This is a genomic window from Parafrigoribacterium mesophilum, from assembly GCF_039652555.1.
GTDB classification, from domain to species: Bacteria; Actinomycetota; Actinomycetes; order Actinomycetales; family Microbacteriaceae; genus Parafrigoribacterium; species Parafrigoribacterium mesophilum.
This window is the reverse complement of the sequence record NZ_JBDJAF010000001.1, coordinates 1,698,973-1,714,679: the sequence shown is the minus strand read 5'-3', so window position 1 is coordinate 1,714,679 and position 15,707 is coordinate 1,698,973. Positions and strand designations below refer to the sequence as shown.

13 protein-coding genes are annotated in these 15,707 nt (G+C 65.4%); 8 read left to right on the top strand and 5 right to left on the bottom strand.

The features are described from left to right. Positions 1 to 87: 87 nt before the first annotated feature. Entirely contained in the window at positions 88 to 1,452 is a 1,365-nt protein-coding gene (locus tag ABFX56_RS08195) for an MFS transporter (RefSeq protein ID WP_428834427.1), read from the top strand. A gap of 90 nt (positions 1,453 to 1,542) precedes the next feature. On the opposite strand, the gene ABFX56_RS08190 is transcribed toward ABFX56_RS08195, so the two are convergent. Genes ABFX56_RS08190 through ABFX56_RS08175 form a run of 4 tightly spaced genes read right to left on the bottom strand, consistent with a single transcriptional unit; the run spans position 1,543 to position 5,298 of the window. Next, positions 1,543 to 2,262, bottom strand: coding sequence for a GntR family transcriptional regulator (locus tag ABFX56_RS08190; protein ID WP_346232761.1), 720 nt, complete (start codon positions 2,260 to 2,262; stop codon positions 1,543 to 1,545). A gap of 25 nt (positions 2,263 to 2,287) precedes the next feature. Continuing rightward, positions 2,288 to 3,088, bottom strand: a complete 801-nt coding sequence (locus tag ABFX56_RS08185) for a triose-phosphate isomerase family protein (protein ID WP_346232759.1) — start codon at positions 3,086 to 3,088, stop codon at positions 2,288 to 2,290. Next, positions 3,085 to 3,546, bottom strand: a complete 462-nt coding sequence (locus ABFX56_RS08180; RefSeq protein ID WP_346232758.1) for a ribose-5-phosphate isomerase — start codon at positions 3,544 to 3,546, stop codon at positions 3,085 to 3,087. Before ABFX56_RS08180 ends, ABFX56_RS08185 begins: the two co-directional genes overlap by 4 nt. A gap of 15 nt (positions 3,547 to 3,561) precedes the next feature. Continuing rightward, entirely contained in the window at positions 3,562 to 5,298 is a 1,737-nt protein-coding gene (locus ABFX56_RS08175; RefSeq protein ID WP_346232757.1) for a dihydroxyacetone kinase family protein, read from the bottom strand. A gap of 248 nt (positions 5,299 to 5,546) precedes the next feature. On the opposite strand from ABFX56_RS08175, the gene ABFX56_RS08170 reads away from it, so the two are divergent. The 4 genes from ABFX56_RS08170 (at position 5,547) to ABFX56_RS08155 (ending at position 9,479) form a co-directional block, all read left to right on the top strand. Further along, positions 5,547 to 6,482: a dihydrodipicolinate synthase family protein gene (locus ABFX56_RS08170; RefSeq protein ID WP_346232756.1), complete on the top strand. Its 936-nt coding sequence runs from the start codon at positions 5,547 to 5,549 to the stop codon at positions 6,480 to 6,482. Positions 6,483 to 6,586: 104 nt separating this feature from the next. Continuing rightward, entirely contained in the window at positions 6,587 to 7,621 is a 1,035-nt protein-coding gene (locus ABFX56_RS08165; protein ID WP_346232755.1) for a TRAP transporter substrate-binding protein, read from the top strand. Between the two features lie 29 nt (positions 7,622 to 7,650). After that, a complete protein-coding gene (locus tag ABFX56_RS08160) occupies positions 7,651 to 8,190 on the top strand; it encodes a TRAP transporter small permease (RefSeq protein WP_346232754.1) in 540 nt (179 codons plus the stop codon). Then, positions 8,187 to 9,479, top strand: coding sequence for a TRAP transporter large permease (locus tag ABFX56_RS08155; RefSeq protein WP_346232753.1), 1,293 nt, complete (start codon positions 8,187 to 8,189; stop codon positions 9,477 to 9,479). Before ABFX56_RS08160 ends, ABFX56_RS08155 begins: the two co-directional genes overlap by 4 nt. Positions 9,480 to 9,488: 9 nt before the next feature. Here ABFX56_RS08155 and ABFX56_RS08150 read toward each other — a convergent pair whose 3' ends face one another. Beyond that, positions 9,489 to 10,496: a LacI family DNA-binding transcriptional regulator gene (locus ABFX56_RS08150; protein WP_346232752.1), complete on the bottom strand. Its 1,008-nt coding sequence runs from the start codon at positions 10,494 to 10,496 to the stop codon at positions 9,489 to 9,491. Positions 10,497 to 10,647: 151 nt separating this feature from the next. Between ABFX56_RS08150 and ABFX56_RS08145 the strand changes: the two genes are divergently transcribed. The 3 genes from ABFX56_RS08145 to ABFX56_RS08135 are packed head-to-tail and all read left to right on the top strand — an operon-like array spanning position 10,648 to position 15,676. Beyond that, positions 10,648 to 12,807 carry a hydantoinase/oxoprolinase family protein gene (locus ABFX56_RS08145; protein ID WP_346232751.1) on the top strand — a complete coding sequence of 720 codons (2,160 nt, stop codon included), beginning with the start codon at positions 10,648 to 10,650 and terminating at the stop codon, positions 12,805 to 12,807. Further along, positions 12,804 to 15,038 (top strand): hydantoinase B/oxoprolinase family protein, encoded by a 2,235-nt coding sequence (locus ABFX56_RS08140; RefSeq protein ID WP_346232750.1) that lies wholly within the window; start codon positions 12,804 to 12,806, stop codon positions 15,036 to 15,038. The genes ABFX56_RS08145 and ABFX56_RS08140 overlap by 4 nt, the downstream gene beginning before the upstream one ends. Then, positions 15,035 to 15,676 (top strand): RraA family protein, encoded by a 642-nt coding sequence (locus ABFX56_RS08135; RefSeq protein WP_346232749.1) that lies wholly within the window; start codon positions 15,035 to 15,037, stop codon positions 15,674 to 15,676. The genes ABFX56_RS08140 and ABFX56_RS08135 overlap by 4 nt, the downstream gene beginning before the upstream one ends. The last annotated feature ends 31 nt before the right edge of the window (positions 15,677 to 15,707 follow it).

Genomic DNA, 15,707 nt, shown 5'->3' with positions numbered 1-15,707 from the left:
GGCCGGGATCTGGATGATCTTCCCCCACCTGTTCGGCTGACCCCACCACCCACGCACCACCCACTCAAAGGAGAGCAGAATTTGTCCATTTCATCCCCTGTTGCCAGCCAGAGCAACGTACTGCAAGAACCGGTGCTCAAGTCGGCGATCTCGAAGGCAGCGCGGCACCTCATGCCGATGCTTGTCCTGCTCTACTTCGTCGCGTTCCTCGATCGCACGAACGTCGGCTTCGCCGAGGAAGCCCTCAGGATGGATCGAGGCGTCTCCGACGGAGCGTTCGCACTCGGCGCCGGCATCTTCTTCATCGGATACGCACTGTTCGAAGTCCCCAGCAACCTGTTGCTGAAGAAGTTCGGCGCACGGTTCTGGCTCGCGCGCATCGCGATCACCTGGGGAATCGTCGCGGCGGCGTTCGCCTTCACCACGGACGACACGATGTTCATCGTGCTCCGGTTCCTGCTCGGCGTCACGGAGGCCGGGCTCTTCCCCGGCATCATCATGTTCCTGGCGGATTGGTTCCCGAACAAGGTGCGCGTCGCGATGTTCGCCATCTTCTATCTGGCCCAGCCTCTGTCACAGATGCTCGGCGCTCCGCTGAGCGGCGGACTGATCAGCTTCGGTGACACGGTAACCCCGTGGGAGGGCTGGCAGGTGATGTTCTTCGGTGAGGGCGTGCTCGCGATCATCGCGGGCATCGTCGCCGCCTTCTTGCTCATCAACAACCCGCAACAGGCCAAGTTCCTCAATGAGGACGAAAAAACAGCGTTGCTCGCCGTCATGGACAAAGAGAACACCGTTCGCACCCAGGATGGGCCGACCGGGATCTGGCGGGCAATGGGCAGCTGGAAGGTGTGGTACTTCACCATCATCTACTTCTGCCTGCAGATCGCGGTGTACGGAACCACGTTCTACCTGCCGCAACAGGTCTCGAACCTGATCGGCCAGAAGGTCGGCTGGCAGGTCGGGCTCGTGGCCGGCATCCCGTGGTTCGTCGGCCTGTTCGCCTGCTACTACTTCGGCAAGCATGCGAACACCGTGCTCCGTCGGCGCAACTGGGGTACCTGGTTCTTCATCGCCACCGGCCTGTTTATTCTGGGCTCCGGCTGGGCCGGCGCGAACAATCAGCCGATCCTCGGCATCCTGTTCATCACTCTTGCCGTGGCGAGCTTCCTCACCGTCGGACCGATCACCTGGGCCTATCCGACGGCCTTCCTGACGGGAACGGCCGCTGCGGCCGGCATCGGCATGATCAACTCGCTCGGAAACCTCGGTGGATTCGTGGCGCCGATCATGCGCACCTCTATCAACGCCGCGGTTCCGACCGACAGCGGGGTATGGGGCATCATCTCGCTCGGTGTGTTCGCGTTCCTCGCCGCGGCGATGCTGTTCTGCACCAAGTACTTCAGGGCCGCCAAGGCGGACGCCTTCCTGGAGACCGTGCCCGCCGACTGATTTCGCCCACGCTGGCTGGTGTCAGGGAGAGAAAAGTCGGGTCGAGCCTCGTTGCTCGACCCGACTTTTTTCATGCCGGCCCAAGCCCTGTTATGTCGCCTTGGAGTCTGAGCGTGACCGCACGCGCACCCGTTCAATGTGGTCACGCATCGCCGCGGCGGCAACCCTTGGGTTTCCGCCCTTGAACGCATCAAGGACCGCCGTGTGTTCTGTCACGGCGTCGTCCGCGTCGGTGACGCCGGTGTGCACAGTCTGACGCATCCGGTGGACCCGGGTCGAGATCGATTCCGACATGTCGAGAAGGAAGGGGTTGTGAGTGCCCTCGAAGATGAGGCGGTGAAAGCTCCAGTCGATGGCGAAATACTCCCGGAGCAACTCGACCGGAATCTCGCCGGCCGATGCCGCGCTCTTGACGCGGCCAGTGATTTCTCGGTGGGCGACCAAGGCGTTCTCGAGCGCGGGGACGATTGCGGCCGAGTTCGCCGCCGCCAGCTCTGTGGCGCCACCCTCGAGCACGAGTCGGGCGTCGAACAAGGCCTCGAGTTGTCCGTCCGAGATCGGGGGCGACACGCGGTAGCCTTTGTGCGCCTCCCGAGTCACTAGGCCGGTGCGTTCCAGCAGCACGAGCGCCTCGCGAACCGGGGTCGGCGACACGTGCAGGTCGCGAGCGACGGTGTCGATGGACAAGCGTGCCCCGGGCTCGATGTCGGGACTCATCAACGTGTCCAGAACGAGCTCATAGACGCGATCCCGCAGGCCTCGGCGTTCGAGAGCGACTCCTGCGTTGATCGGGCTGATGGTTTGCGACATCCATACCTCCGGAATGCAGATGTTATCAGCGGGCGGCAGTCGATGCCGCGAGCGCGTGCACTTCGTCGAGGATCTGTGCAACCGCGGCGGGGTCGTGGGCAAAGCGACCGAGGAAGATGCCGTCTACCGTGTCGCCGATCTCGGTGAGGAGGCCAGGGCCGGCGCTGCCACCGTAGATCAGGGCTGAGTGAGCAGCATCCGTCTGTCTGATCAGGTGGTTCCGCAGCGGGCCGCAGACTGCGCGGATGTAATCGGGCGTCGCCGGCTGGACGGCACCGATCGCCCACAAGGGCTCGTATGCCACGATGATCCTCCCGAAATCGCCGGCACCCCGCACAGTGCACGTAGCATCGTCAAACTGACGAATGCACTGCCTGATGGCCTCCTCCGCAGTGCCTTGTGTGGCTTCGCCGATGCACAGCACCGGGGTGAGGCCATTTCGGATCGCGGCCGCAACCTTGGCCCGAACTATGTCGTCGGTTTCTCCGTACAGTCGGCGGCGCTCCGCGTGCCCGACTTCGACCACGCTGCATCCGAGTTCGGCGATGGTTGCCCCGCTGACTTCCCCGGTGAACGCGCCGACATCTTCGACGCTGAGATCTTGGGCACCAACGGCAACATCGTCACCAAGGGCCTGTCGCGCCGCCGGCACCGAGAGATAACCGGGGATGACGAACAACTCCGCCTCCTCACGGGCCACCGCGGGGTGGGCACGCGCAATCTCTGCCACCGCGCGACACCACTCGACGGTTCGGGCGTGGCTGAAGTACATTTTCAGACTTACCCCGATGAGGTATCGCGTGCGGGCGGGCGCGGGCGCGGTCACACGCCCTCGTACGAACAGATCTCCTGCACCTTGGCGTTGGAAGGACTGGTCTCATCGAATACGTACGTTAGCCACTCGCGGACGTTGCGCCGGGCAAGCTCGATGCCGACCACCCGCTGTCCCATGCAGAGCACCTGTGCGTTGTTAGAGAGGACACCGCGTTCGACCGAATAACCGTCGTGGGCGGTGACGGCGCGAATGCCGGGTACCTTGTTCGCCGCTATCGCCACGCCGAGTCCCGTTCCGCAGATCAACACCGCACGGTCGGCCTCACCGCGCGCCACCATTTCGGCGGCAGTGGTCGCAATGGTCGGATAGTTCGTGTGTCCTGTCGCGTCGACGCCAACGTCCGCGACCGAGGCCACGAGTTCGTTGCTTTCGAGGTCTTTCTTGATGATTTCCTTGTATTGGAAGCCGGCATCGTCCGACCCCACCACAATGCGCCACTTGTTTGTCATGATTCTCCTTCTTGTTCAGTGCGTGGGGACTGTCGGCAACGTGCGCAGCCGTTCGACGATGAGGGCGAACGAGACGGCCCCGGGATCCGGGACGCCCAGCGCCTTGTCACCGTGCGCGCGTGCGCGACCCAGGTGGGGCATGAGATCTTTAGTCTGATCGGCCGCTGCCGATGCGGCAGTGGCTGCTGCGGTCCAGGCCGCCGAAAAGGGCTCGCCGGCACTGACGCGTTCGGCCAGCGTCTGTGCAAAAGGAACGAGCGCGTCGACCATTGTCTTGTCTCCGACGACTGCCTGGCCGTACTCCATCACAGCCCGCGTTGCGGCTGACACCGCAGCCGCAACGGATGCGGGCGAGACCGCCTCGGTGTCGCCGAGAGTGTTGCCGAGAGTCCGCAGGATCACGCCCCACAGCGCTCCTGAAGTGCCGCCCGCACGATCCGACCAAGCATCCGCCGCCCGGGTGAGCACCGTTTGAACGCCGGCGCGCTGGCCCAGGACTGCCGCGGCTGCTGCGGAGGCAGCGATCGACCCCCGCTGCATTCCGATTCCATGGTCGCCGTCTCCGGCTATAGCATCGAGGCGGCCCAGTTCCTCCGCGTTTTCATCGATTACCTCGCGCACGGCGGCCAGCGCATCGCACACGCGCGCTGCGGCACGGCGCGAGTCGCCCGACGCTGGTGGGACCGACTCTTCTGACGTCTCCGGCATGGAGGTATCGACGTGACTCAGGGAGCCGGAATCGATCGCCCCGGTGCGGAACGCCGGAGTGTCTGCAGGAGCCAGCCAGAGCGACTCCAGTTCATCGTTGAGCCACAGCAGGGTGAGCGATGCCCCCGCCATGTCGAAACTGGTGCAGAACTCACCAACCTGGGGATCCACGACGGAGATGCCGGTGGCTTCGAGCAATTCCGCAATGCGCGCGAACACGACATAGAGTTCTTCGTTCTTCACCGAGCCGAGCCCATTGAGAATGGGAACGACCCGCGCGCCTTGGGCGCTGACGTCGTCCGGAATTTCAACCGCGGCAAGGAGGCGCTCGACGAACAGTTCCGCGAGCCCATCGGCACTGGGGATATCGATCTCGTCGATTCCGGGTTCGCCATGTATTCCGAGTCCGACCGCCATGCGACCGGCAGGAACCGAGAATAGGGGAGCGTCCGCTCCCGGAAGGGTGCACCCCGTGAAGGCGACTCCCATCGAGCGCGTTCGCTCGTTCGCCAGCACGGCCACGCGCTCGACGCCGTCAAGGTCATAGCCGGATGCTGCGGCGGCGCCGGCGATCTTGAACACGGTGAGGTCGCCCGCAATACCGCGACGCTTGTGTTTCTCCTGGGGTGCGGCACTGAAGATGTCGTCGGTCACAGTAACGGTGCGGCAGTCGATGCCATCCGCGCGGACGGCTTCCTGTGCGGCGCTGAAGTGCAGCACGTCCCCCGCATAGTTCCCGTAGCTCAGAAGGACGCCCCTGCCCTGCTCGCTCGCTCGCACCACGGATTCGACCTGTCGCGCGGATGGCGAGGCGAAGAGGTTCCCCATCGCGGCGCCGTGAGCGAGACCTGGCCCCACAAGACCCGCAAACGCCGGGTAGTGGCCGGATCCGCCGCCGACCACCAGAGCCACCTCGGGTTCCGCCGATCGGGTCGAGCGGGAGACGCCGCCTTTCACGGCACGAACCCACCGCCCATTGGCACGAACGAATCCGTTCACCGTCTCATCGGCGAATGCCGCTGGATCATTCCAGAGCCGCGTCACGACATCCATCTCCTACCGTCTTTCCTATAGGATATTGGAAATTTGTGTGATTCGCACCCCCTTCTACGCGCCCCGGCACCTCGGATCAAGATCAACGCGCGGGCGCGCATCCTCTCGGGATGGCAAACGTCGCGCGATCGAGGCCGCCAAGAACCCGAGAAATCTGCCATGTTGACTTTCAAGTCGGCGCTCCACTATGCTCGCTGAAATCGCACAATCGTTTTCGCAGTTTTCGCAAAGGAGCAGGAATGTCGGTCATGGACCTCAAGGGCGTCGTCACGGCAGTAGTCACCCCGTTCAAGGCGGACGAGTCCTTAGACCTTCCGGCGCTGCGGGAGTACGTGGAATATGTCGTCGGCGTGCCCGGGGTGAACGGCATCCTCACCTGTGGATACAGCGGTGAAGGCGGCGGCCTCAACCGGGACGAGCAGCTCAGCGTCGTGCGCGCCGTCACCGAGACCGTGAACGGTCGCATCCCCGTCATCAGTGGAATCAGCCCGACCTCGACGAAAGACACGATCGAATTCGGCATCAAGCTGAAGGAGGCTGGTGTCGACGCGCTGCAGATCAACTCCCCGTTCTACAACATCCTCCGTCGCGGATTCCTTCGTGACGAGGAGATTGCGGTCAAGTTCTTCACCGACCTCGCCGCCGGCGTCGGCCTCCCGATGACCGTATTCCAGTACTCGAGGTCCAGCGGGCTCACCTATCCGGCGAGCACGATCGCCAGGCTCAGCGAGATCGAGAAGGTCATCGGCTTCAAGGAGGCCGTCGAGATGGAGGTCTACGAGGCCGACTTCAAGGCGGTCGCCGGACGGAAGCTGCTCTACGCCGACAACAACACCTACACACTGGTCAGCATGCTGCTCTACGGCTCGGACGGCTCGATGGTCGGCATCGGCAACGTCGGCGTCCCGCTGTGGACCGAACTGAACCGGCTGATCGACTCCGGCGACCACACCGCCGCCATCGAGCACGCCAACACGAAAATCGTTCCTCTGGTCAACACGTTCAGTCGGGATCTGGGCAACACGACCTTCTCATTCATCGCCCGCGTCAAGGAAGCGTTGGTGCAGCTGGGACGCATCCCCAACGGCACCGCGCGGGCGCCGGAACCCGCCGTCACCGACCAGGAAAAGGAGGAGATCCGAAAGACGCTCGTTCAGGTTGGTCTGCTGAGCTGAGGTACGCCCTGAACGTAACAAGCATCCGCACCACCGAGTACCGCATCCAATTCCGCACCTAGCGCCGCTTGCGGCATCCGAAGAACACAAGGACGTGAAGAACATTGATTAAAAGGTTCAGGCGTGCCGCGATAGCGACACTGGCAGTCTCCGCGTTGGCTCTGACCGCGTGCTCCGGCACAGCTGGGGAAGGGGCGAAGGCGGATGGCGACGGTGAGATCGGCAGCCACAGTCTCGTCTTCGCGCACATCACCGCAGAATCCTTCCCCTACCAGGCGGGCGCGCTGAAGTTCAAGGAACTCCTTGAGAAGCAAACCGACGGCAAGATGACCGTCAAGGTCTACCCAGGCGGGCAACTCGGCGGAGAACGGGACATCAATGAGTCGATCCTCACCGGATCGGTGCACCTCGGTGTCGGCGCCGGCGCACTAGCCACATTGGCCCCCATCATGAACCTGCTCGAGATGCCGTTCATGATCCAGGGCCAGGACCACATGAACCGCATCATCGAATCGCCGATCGGGGACAAGCTCGCGGGCAAGATCCAGGATCAGGGCAAGTTCAAGGTGCTCGACTGGTTCAGCACCGGCGACAGCTCGATCGAAACGACCGACGTGGCGATCAAGACTCCGGCCGACATGAAGGGATTGAAGCTGCGCGCCATCGAGAACCCGGCGCTCGCCGCCGCCCTCCAGGCGCTCGGGGCCAACCCGACACCGATGCCCTACGGCGAGGTGTACACCGGCATCCAGACCGGCGTCGTCAAGGGTGCGACCCTCGACTGGGGCTCGGTGAACTCGATGAAGTTGTTCGAGTTGGTGAAGCACGCCACCTCACCCAGCGCCGCATTCCTCGCGGAACCACGCCCGGTCATCATGTCTGACTCGTTCTGGAAGTCGCTGAACAAGGCGGAGCAGGATGCCGTGACCAAGGCGATGACAGAAGCCGCGGCATTCGAACGCCAAACCTTCAAAGACATCCAGGATGACGCCATCAAGGCGGTGAAGGATGCCGGGGTGCAGATCTCGGAGATCGATGAGGAAGCCTTCCTCGAGGTGCTGAAGCCCGTCTGGAACAAGTGGGCCAAGGACCTCGCCGCCGAAGACATCCTCAAGGGAATCCTGGACCTGCGTCAGTGATCGCGAGACCGGTCCACAAGCCCGAGGGCGTGTCACCGCCCCCACTGCGGCGCGCCGTTCGGCTCATCGAGCAGCTCGACCGCGCCCTCGGGTACGTGGACCGGTTCGTCGTTGTCGCGTGCTGTGCCCTGCTGTTCGGGCTGTTCGCCGTCGTCATCCTCGCCGTGTTCTTCCGCTACGTCGTCAACTCGTCGCTGCTGTGGGGCGAGGAACTGGTGAGGTACATGGCGATTTGGCTGGTGTTCCTGGGTCTGAGCAGTGCCCACCGCAGGAACGAGCACGTCTCGATCAACTCGCTTCTTGGCCACATCCCCGGAATCACGCGACCGTTGGCTCGCCGGATCGGAGAGGCGGTCACCCTCGTGTTCTGCCTCTTGGTCACATGGTTCGGGACGCAGGCGGCGGCCGGGAACTTCGCCAACCACCAGGTGAGCCCCGCCATGCAGATCGGGATCGCCTGGATCTACCTCGCCATCCCGGTCGGGTTCGGGCTGCTCTCGCTGCAATCCCTGGTGCGGGTCTTCCGCCCTCCCCATGACCGTGATCCTGAACGCGAGGTGCTGGCATGACCTCGGTGTTGCTCGGCGGGTTCGTCGGAATGATGTCGCTGGGCGTTCCGCTCGCCGTGGTCATCATCGGCGCCGGAACCCTGTACATCATGTTCGCCACCGAGGTGCCGCTGTCCATCGTTGCGCAAAGGCTCTTCGCCGGCATGGATGACTTCACTCTGATGGCGATCCCGCTGTTCGTGCTGGCCGGTTACCTGATGAACGAGGTCGGCCTCACCGAACGGCTCGTCACCCTGGCCCGGATCATGCTGCGCCGGGTATACGGCGGACTCGCCCAGGTGGCCGTTCTGGTGTCGATGCTCTTCGGAGGGGTAAGCGGGGCGGCGGCCGCCGACCTCGCCGCAGTCGGCATTACGATGATCCCGCAGATGGAGCGCGATGGCTACAAGCGCGAGTTTTCCACCGCCACGATCACCACCGCCTCCCTGATGGGCGCGGTGATCCCGCCGAGCATCCCGTTCATCATCTACGGGGTGCAGAGTGAGACCTCGATCGGCAAGCTGTTCCTCGCGGGCATCATTCCAGGGATCGGTATCGGCGTCGCGGTGATGATCACCAACTACATCCTGCTCAAGCGGTACGGCTTCGTGACCCCGAAGCTCACGGCCGAGCAGGACCTCAAAGGCAAAGACCTGGCCCTCTCGGTGCGCGATGCGCTGATCGCGGTGCTCATGCCCGTGGTGATCATCGGCGGCATCCTGGGCGGCGTCTTCACCCCGACGGAGGCGGCGGCCGTCGCCGTGCTGTACGCCCTCGTCGTCGGAGTGTTCGTCTTCCGCACCCTGAGCATCCGCAAAATCATCGACGTGCTGCGCTCATCGGTCGTGATGACCGCGGTCGTGATGATCATCGTCGTCGCGTCGGCCGTGCTCAACTGGGCGCTGGCCTACTCGCAACTGCCCCAGCTGGTCGCCAAGTTCATGCTGTCGATCACCGACAACCAGACCGTGTTCCTGCTGATCGTGCTGGTGCTGCTGCTGATCATCGGAATGCCGCTGGACCCGGTCCCCGCGATCATCATCGTCACCCCGGTGCTACTGCCCGCAGCGCTGAGCTTTGGCGTAGACCCGGTGCACTTCGGCGTTGTCATGGTGCTGGCGCTCACGCTGGGACTGGCAACACCGCCGGTCGGCGCCAGCCTGTTTGTGGCGATGTCGATCAGCAAGGTATCGATGGCGAAGCTGTCGGTGGCGATCATCCCGTTCCTGATCGCACTGTTGATCCTCACCGTCGTGGTGACCCTGGTGCCGCAAACCTACAACTGGATCATCCCGCTGCTCAGCGGGTGATGTCGATGATCAGGCGGCGCCGGAGGACTCCCGGGCGATCACTTGAGGTTCCATCCGCACCGAGCCGACCTCCTCGCCGGACAGGCGCTTCATCAGCAGCTCGACGGCCAGTTTGCCCATCTCCAGCAGCGGGACGCGCACGGAGGTCAGCGGGATCGGCAACAGCGGGGACATCTCGGAGTCGTTGTAGCCGACGATTGCGACATCATCCGGCACCCGCAAGCCGCGTCGCCGGGCGACTGCCATGGCGGCCAGGGCGCTGATGTCGTTGATCGCAAAGATCGCCGTCGGCCGGTCCGGCAGGCTGAGCAGCGACTCGGCCGCCGCCATGCCGGAATCGACGTCGAACTCACCGGGTGCGACCAGGTCGCTCGTCGGCTCGATGCCGGCCTCGCGCAGCGCCTTACGGTATCCCTGCGCGCGCAGCTTCCCGGTGCTGACGCTCGCCGGTCCGCTGATGTGGCCGATGCGGACGTGACCCAGTTCGATCAAGTGCTTGGTCGCAAGGTAGCCACCGAGAAGGTCATCGCCGCACACCGCGGGGTAGGCGCCGGAGCTGCGGTTCAGCAGCACGAACGGCAGACCGGATGCCTCGATCACCTTCAAGAACGGATCGCGGAGCGTTGCCGTTGCCAGAATCAGGCCGTCCGTTCGGCGGTCCATCAGGCTCTTGATCGAGGTGCTCTCGGCACCCTCCTTCTCGGCACTGACGGTCATCGTCTGGTAGCCGAAGTCACGCGCCCGCCACTGGGCGGCCTCGAACATCTGCCCGAGCACCACATCGGTCAACCGGGGAATCGCCAGCCCGACCATCATCCCGCGGCGAGTGCGTAGACTCTTCGCCCACGGGTCCGGCTCGTAGTTCAGCTCCGCGGCGGCGGCCCGGATGCGTTCAACCGTGGCCGCCGGAATCCGCGACCCCGGCATTCCCATCAGCGCCCGTGACACCGTCGACGGGTGCACGCCCGCGGCCTCGGCGATGCTTTTGAGGGTGGCCTTGTGCCCCGGTGTGTCCATGTTCAGTCTCCAACCGCAAACTATCAGGTTGTTGCAGACCGGCGCCGGAAACACCACCGGACTTGACGGGCCCGCGCCATTACCCATAGATTAGCGAAAACGATTGTGCAGTACTTGCGCGAGTCGCCACCGCAGGTCGAGGAGGATCCAGATGCAGTACGTTGTCGGCGTCGATATCGGCGGCACATTCACCGATGTCTCGGTGATCGACCGGCACACCGGTCGAGAGGTGATCGCCAAATCCCCGACCACCCCGCTCGACCTGATCGAGGGACTGCTCGACGGTGTGCAGCGCGCGGCCGCACAGTTCCAGCTGAGCCTGCCGGAGCTGCTCGCCGCGACCGAACGGTTCTCCCACGCCACAACCCAGACCACGAATGTGATGTTCACCTGGCAGGACGGTGCGGTGGTCGGCCTGTTGACCACGCGCGGGTTCGGCGACGAGCTGCTCATCATGCGCGCCCGGGGCCGGGTGGCCGGCCTGGGGCTTGCCGAGCGGCGTCACCTGCGCCTCACCGACAAGCCCGAGCAAATCGTACCCAGGGACCGGATCATCGAACTCGCCGAGCGCGTCGACCGATCCGGCAAAGTGCTCGAGGACCTGCGCGAGGAGGAGGTCGAGCGCGCGGTTGAGCAACTGATCGCATCCGGAGTCACGTCCTTCGCCGTCGCGCTGCTGTGGAGTCACCAGAACCCGGCGCACGAGAAGCAAGTGCACGAGGTCATCCGCCGAATCGTCCCCGGCGCTCATGTGTCACTTTCCAGCGACATCGCGCCGGTCACCGGCGAATACGAGCGCACCTCCACGACGGTGGTGAACGCCTTCGTGGCACCGACGCTGGAGCGCTACCTCGCCAGGCTTGATGAGCGGCTGCGTTCCCACGGACTGCGGGTGCCGATCCTGATCTTCCAAGCCGGCGGCGGCGTCAACGACGTTCCCTCCGTACTGCCGGTGAGCACGATCGAGTCCGGCCCTGCGGCCGGAATGGTCGCCGTGCAGAAACTGGCCGAGCGCATCGAGCGCCCCCGGGTGATCGCCACCGACGTGGGCGGCACCACGTTCAAGGTCGGCCTCATCGTCGACGGGCGCTGGTCAATGGCACCGGAGACCGTGATCAACCAGTACACGCTGCTCTCGCCGATGATCGACGTGGTGTCGATCGGTGCCGGTGGCGGTAGCATCGCCTGGGCGGATGCCGGCCGGCTACGGATTGGCCCAGTATCGGCCGGCGCGGCGCCGGGCCCGGCTTGTTACGGCTGGGGCGGAACCCGGCCGACAGTCACCGACGCGGACGCCTTGCTCGGCTACCTCAACCCGGCCCGCTTCCTGGACGGCCGCATTCAGTTGCGTCTGGATCTGGCCACCGAGGCGATGCGGGAGCACGTCGCCGATCCGCTCTTCGGCGGGGACGTCACCGCCGCAGCGGCCGGAGTGCGGCAGGTGGTCGACTCGCAGATGGGCGACCTGATCCGCAAGGCAACCCTTGAACGGGGTTTCGACCCGCGCAGCTTCCTGCTCGCCGCCTACGGCGGCGCCGGTCCGGTGCACGCGGCCTCCTACGCGCGCTCCGCCGGGGTAGGGCAGATCATGGTGCCGCTCAGCGCAACCGCGTTCTCCGCCTATGGCGTCGTCATCTCCGACACGGTGCGGAGCGTGCAGCGCTCGATCAGCCCGGAACTCGGCCGAGACGAGACCAGTCTCGCGGCGAGCTACGAGGAGCTTTGCTCCCAGGCCCTCGCCGCGTTGAACGCTCAAGGGGTTGCGACAGGAGACATCACGCTCAACCGATGGGCCGACATGCGCTACGAGCGGCAGCTGCACGATGTGCGGGTGCATCTGGGTCGCGCAGACGACGCCGGCCCGTCGCTCGTCGGAGACCTGTCGCAGGCGTTCGCGGATCGCTACGAATTGTTGTTCGGCAAGACCGCCCGGCTGAAGGATGCGAAACCGCGCATCCTACGAATCGGCGTCGATGCCACCGCGCCGAGCGGAATCTCCGTCGGCGGTGTCGGTGCCCGCCCGGCGGCATCCGAAATTCCGGCGGAGACCGGAGTCCGCAGCGTGTACTGGCCGGAGAACTCGGGGTGGCTGGAGACCGCCATCTACGACGGCGAGACCCTGGCCGACGGGCATGTGCTCGCCGGTCCGGCGATCGTCGAGCAACCCGGAACCAGCGTGGTCATTCCGCCGGGCGCGGATGCCAGGGTAGACGCGCTGCGGAACCTGATCATCACGTTGGAAGGTGCCACTCCGGCACCCGAGGCGGAAAGAGCGAACGCCGACGTAATCGCAGTGGGGAGCATGAAATGACCAGGGACGTTGATCCGGTTCAGTTCGAGGTGGTCTGGCACAAGCTGCTGGACATCACCGAGGAAATGGGCATCAAGTACATGCGCACCTCCGGCTCCCCGGTGCTGGTCGGCGCATACGACGCGAGCACGGGGATCACCCTGCCCGACGGGCGGCTGGTGGCCATGGGTCCGTACATCACGACGCAGGCGCACGTGCTCAACCTGATCGTGGAGTCTGTGCTGCGCACCCGGTCGGTGAACCCGGGCATCAACCCGGGGGACATGCTTATCTGCAACGACCCGTACCTGGGCGCCACCCACCAACCGGATGTCGCGACCGTCGCCCCGGTGCACCACTCCGGGGAACTGAGGGCCTGGGTCGGCTCGTCCGGGCACTGGCTGGACATCGGCGGCAGCGAGCCGGGCGGGTTCAACATGAACGCCGAGTCGGTGTTCGACGAGGGCTTGCGCTTGCCGCCCACCAAGATCGTCGAGCGTGGCGAAATCCGCGAGGACATCGTCGAGCTGATCATGGCGCAGATTCGGGAACCGTTGGCCGAGCTCGACCTGCGCGGCCAGCTCGTTGCCAACGAGGTTGGCCGCACCCGGCTGCTCGACATCGCCGACGATGTGGGACCGGCGGTCCTGGACACCGTGATGCGCCGCGGAATCGACCACGTCGCCTCCGGCATGCGACGGCGACTGCGCTCACTGCCCGACGGCGTCTGGCGAGAGGTGCAATACCTGGACCATGATGGGCACCAGCGGAACGTGCGGAAGATCGTCTGCACGGTGACCAAGCGCGGTGAGCAGCTGACACTCGACTTCACCGGATCCGATCCGCAGGTGAACGGGTTCGCGAACTGCGCCGCCGGCGGGCTGCGGGCCGCCGTGCTCTCCGGGGTGTGCATCGCGCTGGGCTACGACTTGACCTGGAACGACGGGGTTTCCGAGTGCGTGAAGATCAAGGCACCGCGGCGCACTATCGTGACCGCCGAGTACCCGACGCCGGTATCGATGTCGACGATCTCGGCGATCATCGTCACCCTGAACCTCACCCTGGTGGTGTTGTCCCGGATGCTGCTGGCCAGCCCGAAGCACCACGAACAGGCGATGGCCAGCTGGTGCGGCACGTCCCTTGGCGTGTCGATGGTCGGGGTGAACCGGGACGGCCTGCTCACGGTAGCGCCGGAAGCCAGCCACTTCGCGGCCGGCTGCGGCGCGCGGTCCTACGCCGACGGCGTCGACACCGGCGGCATCATCATCAACACCACTGCGAACATCCCGTCGATCGAAGCCACCGAGGACGCCTATCCGCTGCTTTACCTGTTCCGTCGGCAGCTCACCGACTCCGGTGGAGCCGGTCGATTCCGTGGCGGGGTGTCGGGGGAGGTGGCGATCACCCCCTACGACACCAGCGAGCCGCTGTCGACCTCCTTCGCCGGGGTCGGCTCGGTGACGCCGAACGCGCTTGGAGTGGCCGGCGGGCTGCCAGGGGCGACCGTGCGCTTCCTGCGCTTCGAAGAGGCAGATGCGCTCGGCGGCAATGGACCACGGCTCGCCGGCGAGCTTGGCGACATTGCCGGCCCGCGCACCGCCGGCATCCTGAACTCGTCCAAGATCCAGTTCGACCTGCGCACCGTCGAATACCACAACTGGCAAGGGGGCGGCGGGTTCGGCGATCCGCTGGACCGCGACCCGGCCAAGGTGAGCGACGACGTGCGGCTCGGCCTGGTGTCTGCGGAGCAGGCGCGGCAGACCTACGGGGTCGTGCTCGGCCAAGGAGTCCGTGGTGCCGTGGCCGACGCGGTTGCCACTGTCACCCTTCGCGACGAACTGCGGCACGGCCGGCTGGCGCGTGCGCATCCGTTCACCGAGGCCTATCCGCTCCCGGTGATGGACCGGGACGACAGCGCTGCAGTAGCCAGCCGCGAGGCGGTCGGCTACTGGGACATCGTGAAGGTCGACCACGCCAGCGACTCCATGAGCTGCGTCGGTTGCGGCTTCCAGCTGGGCAGAGTGGGCAGGGATCTCCGCGCGGGCTGCGTCGCCGAGGAAGTGCCGGCGTGGAAGGCCGGGCCGGTTCACGGCAGTGACTACGTCGAGGAGGGCACCGTGGCGATCGCGGTGCGGCTGTTCTACTGCCCGGGCTGTGGCAGGCAGTTGGAGGCGGACCTCGTCGTGCCGGGCGGGATCGGCCCATCCTCCATCGTGACGGGTGGCGGAAGTCTTACCGGAGCGCAATCGTGAGCGAGCTGGCCAACGCGGAGCTGACCGAGGCCGAGTGGCGCGCATGGGCGACATTGCCCACCACCGCGATCTCCGACGCCCTCGGCCGCCATCAGGTGTTCGCCGCCAGACTGCGACCGCGCACCGGCGCTGGTTTGATCGGACGGGCGTACTGCGTGCGGGTGGTCGCCGGAGACAGCGCATCGCTGCACCTGGCGCTGGATGAGACGCCGGTCGGGTCGGTGCTCGTCGTGGATGCCGGTGGCTTTTGCGACCGCGCCGTCTGGGGTGAGGTGCTCACCGCTGCGGCACAGCGGCGCGGGGTGATCGGTGCCGTGATCGACGGGGCCATCCGGGACGTCGACGGGATCCGGCGGAGAACCTTCCCCATCTACTCGGCCGCGGTCACGCCCGCCGGACCGCACAAGGCCGGTGGCGGCTCCTGGGGTGGCACCGTGTCGTGCGGCGGCGTTCCGGTCGCGACGGGCGACCTGATCGTCGCAGACGAGGACGGGATCGTGGCCGTGCCCTGGACGGGCAGGGAGCGAGTTCGCGTGGAGGCGGGTGCCATCGTCGTGCGGGAAGACCAGCTGATGAAGCAGGTGGACGAGGAGGGCATCAGTACCACGAGCTATCTCGGGTTGATCGGCGACAAGTAACACAAGCTGCGTAAATGAGAAGGAGTAGAAG

Coding starts and splice junctions, on each gene's coding strand:
- ABFX56_RS08190 (WP_346232761.1), bottom strand. CDS start 2,262: ATGTCGCAAACCATCAGCCCGATCAACGCAGGAGTCGCTCTCGAACGC.
- ABFX56_RS08180 (WP_346232758.1), bottom strand. CDS start 3,546: ATGACAAACAAGTGGCGCATTGTGGTGGGGTCGGACGATGCCGGCTTC.
- ABFX56_RS08170 (WP_346232756.1), top strand. CDS start 5,547: ATGTCGGTCATGGACCTCAAGGGCGTCGTCACGGCAGTAGTCACCCCG.
- ABFX56_RS08155 (WP_346232753.1), top strand. CDS start 8,187: ATGACCTCGGTGTTGCTCGGCGGGTTCGTCGGAATGATGTCGCTGGGC.
- ABFX56_RS08150 (WP_346232752.1), bottom strand. CDS start 10,496: ATGGACACACCGGGGCACAAGGCCACCCTCAAAAGCATCGCCGAGGCC.
- ABFX56_RS08145 (WP_346232751.1), top strand. CDS start 10,648: ATGCAGTACGTTGTCGGCGTCGATATCGGCGGCACATTCACCGATGTC.
- ABFX56_RS08140 (WP_346232750.1), top strand. CDS start 12,804: ATGACCAGGGACGTTGATCCGGTTCAGTTCGAGGTGGTCTGGCACAAG.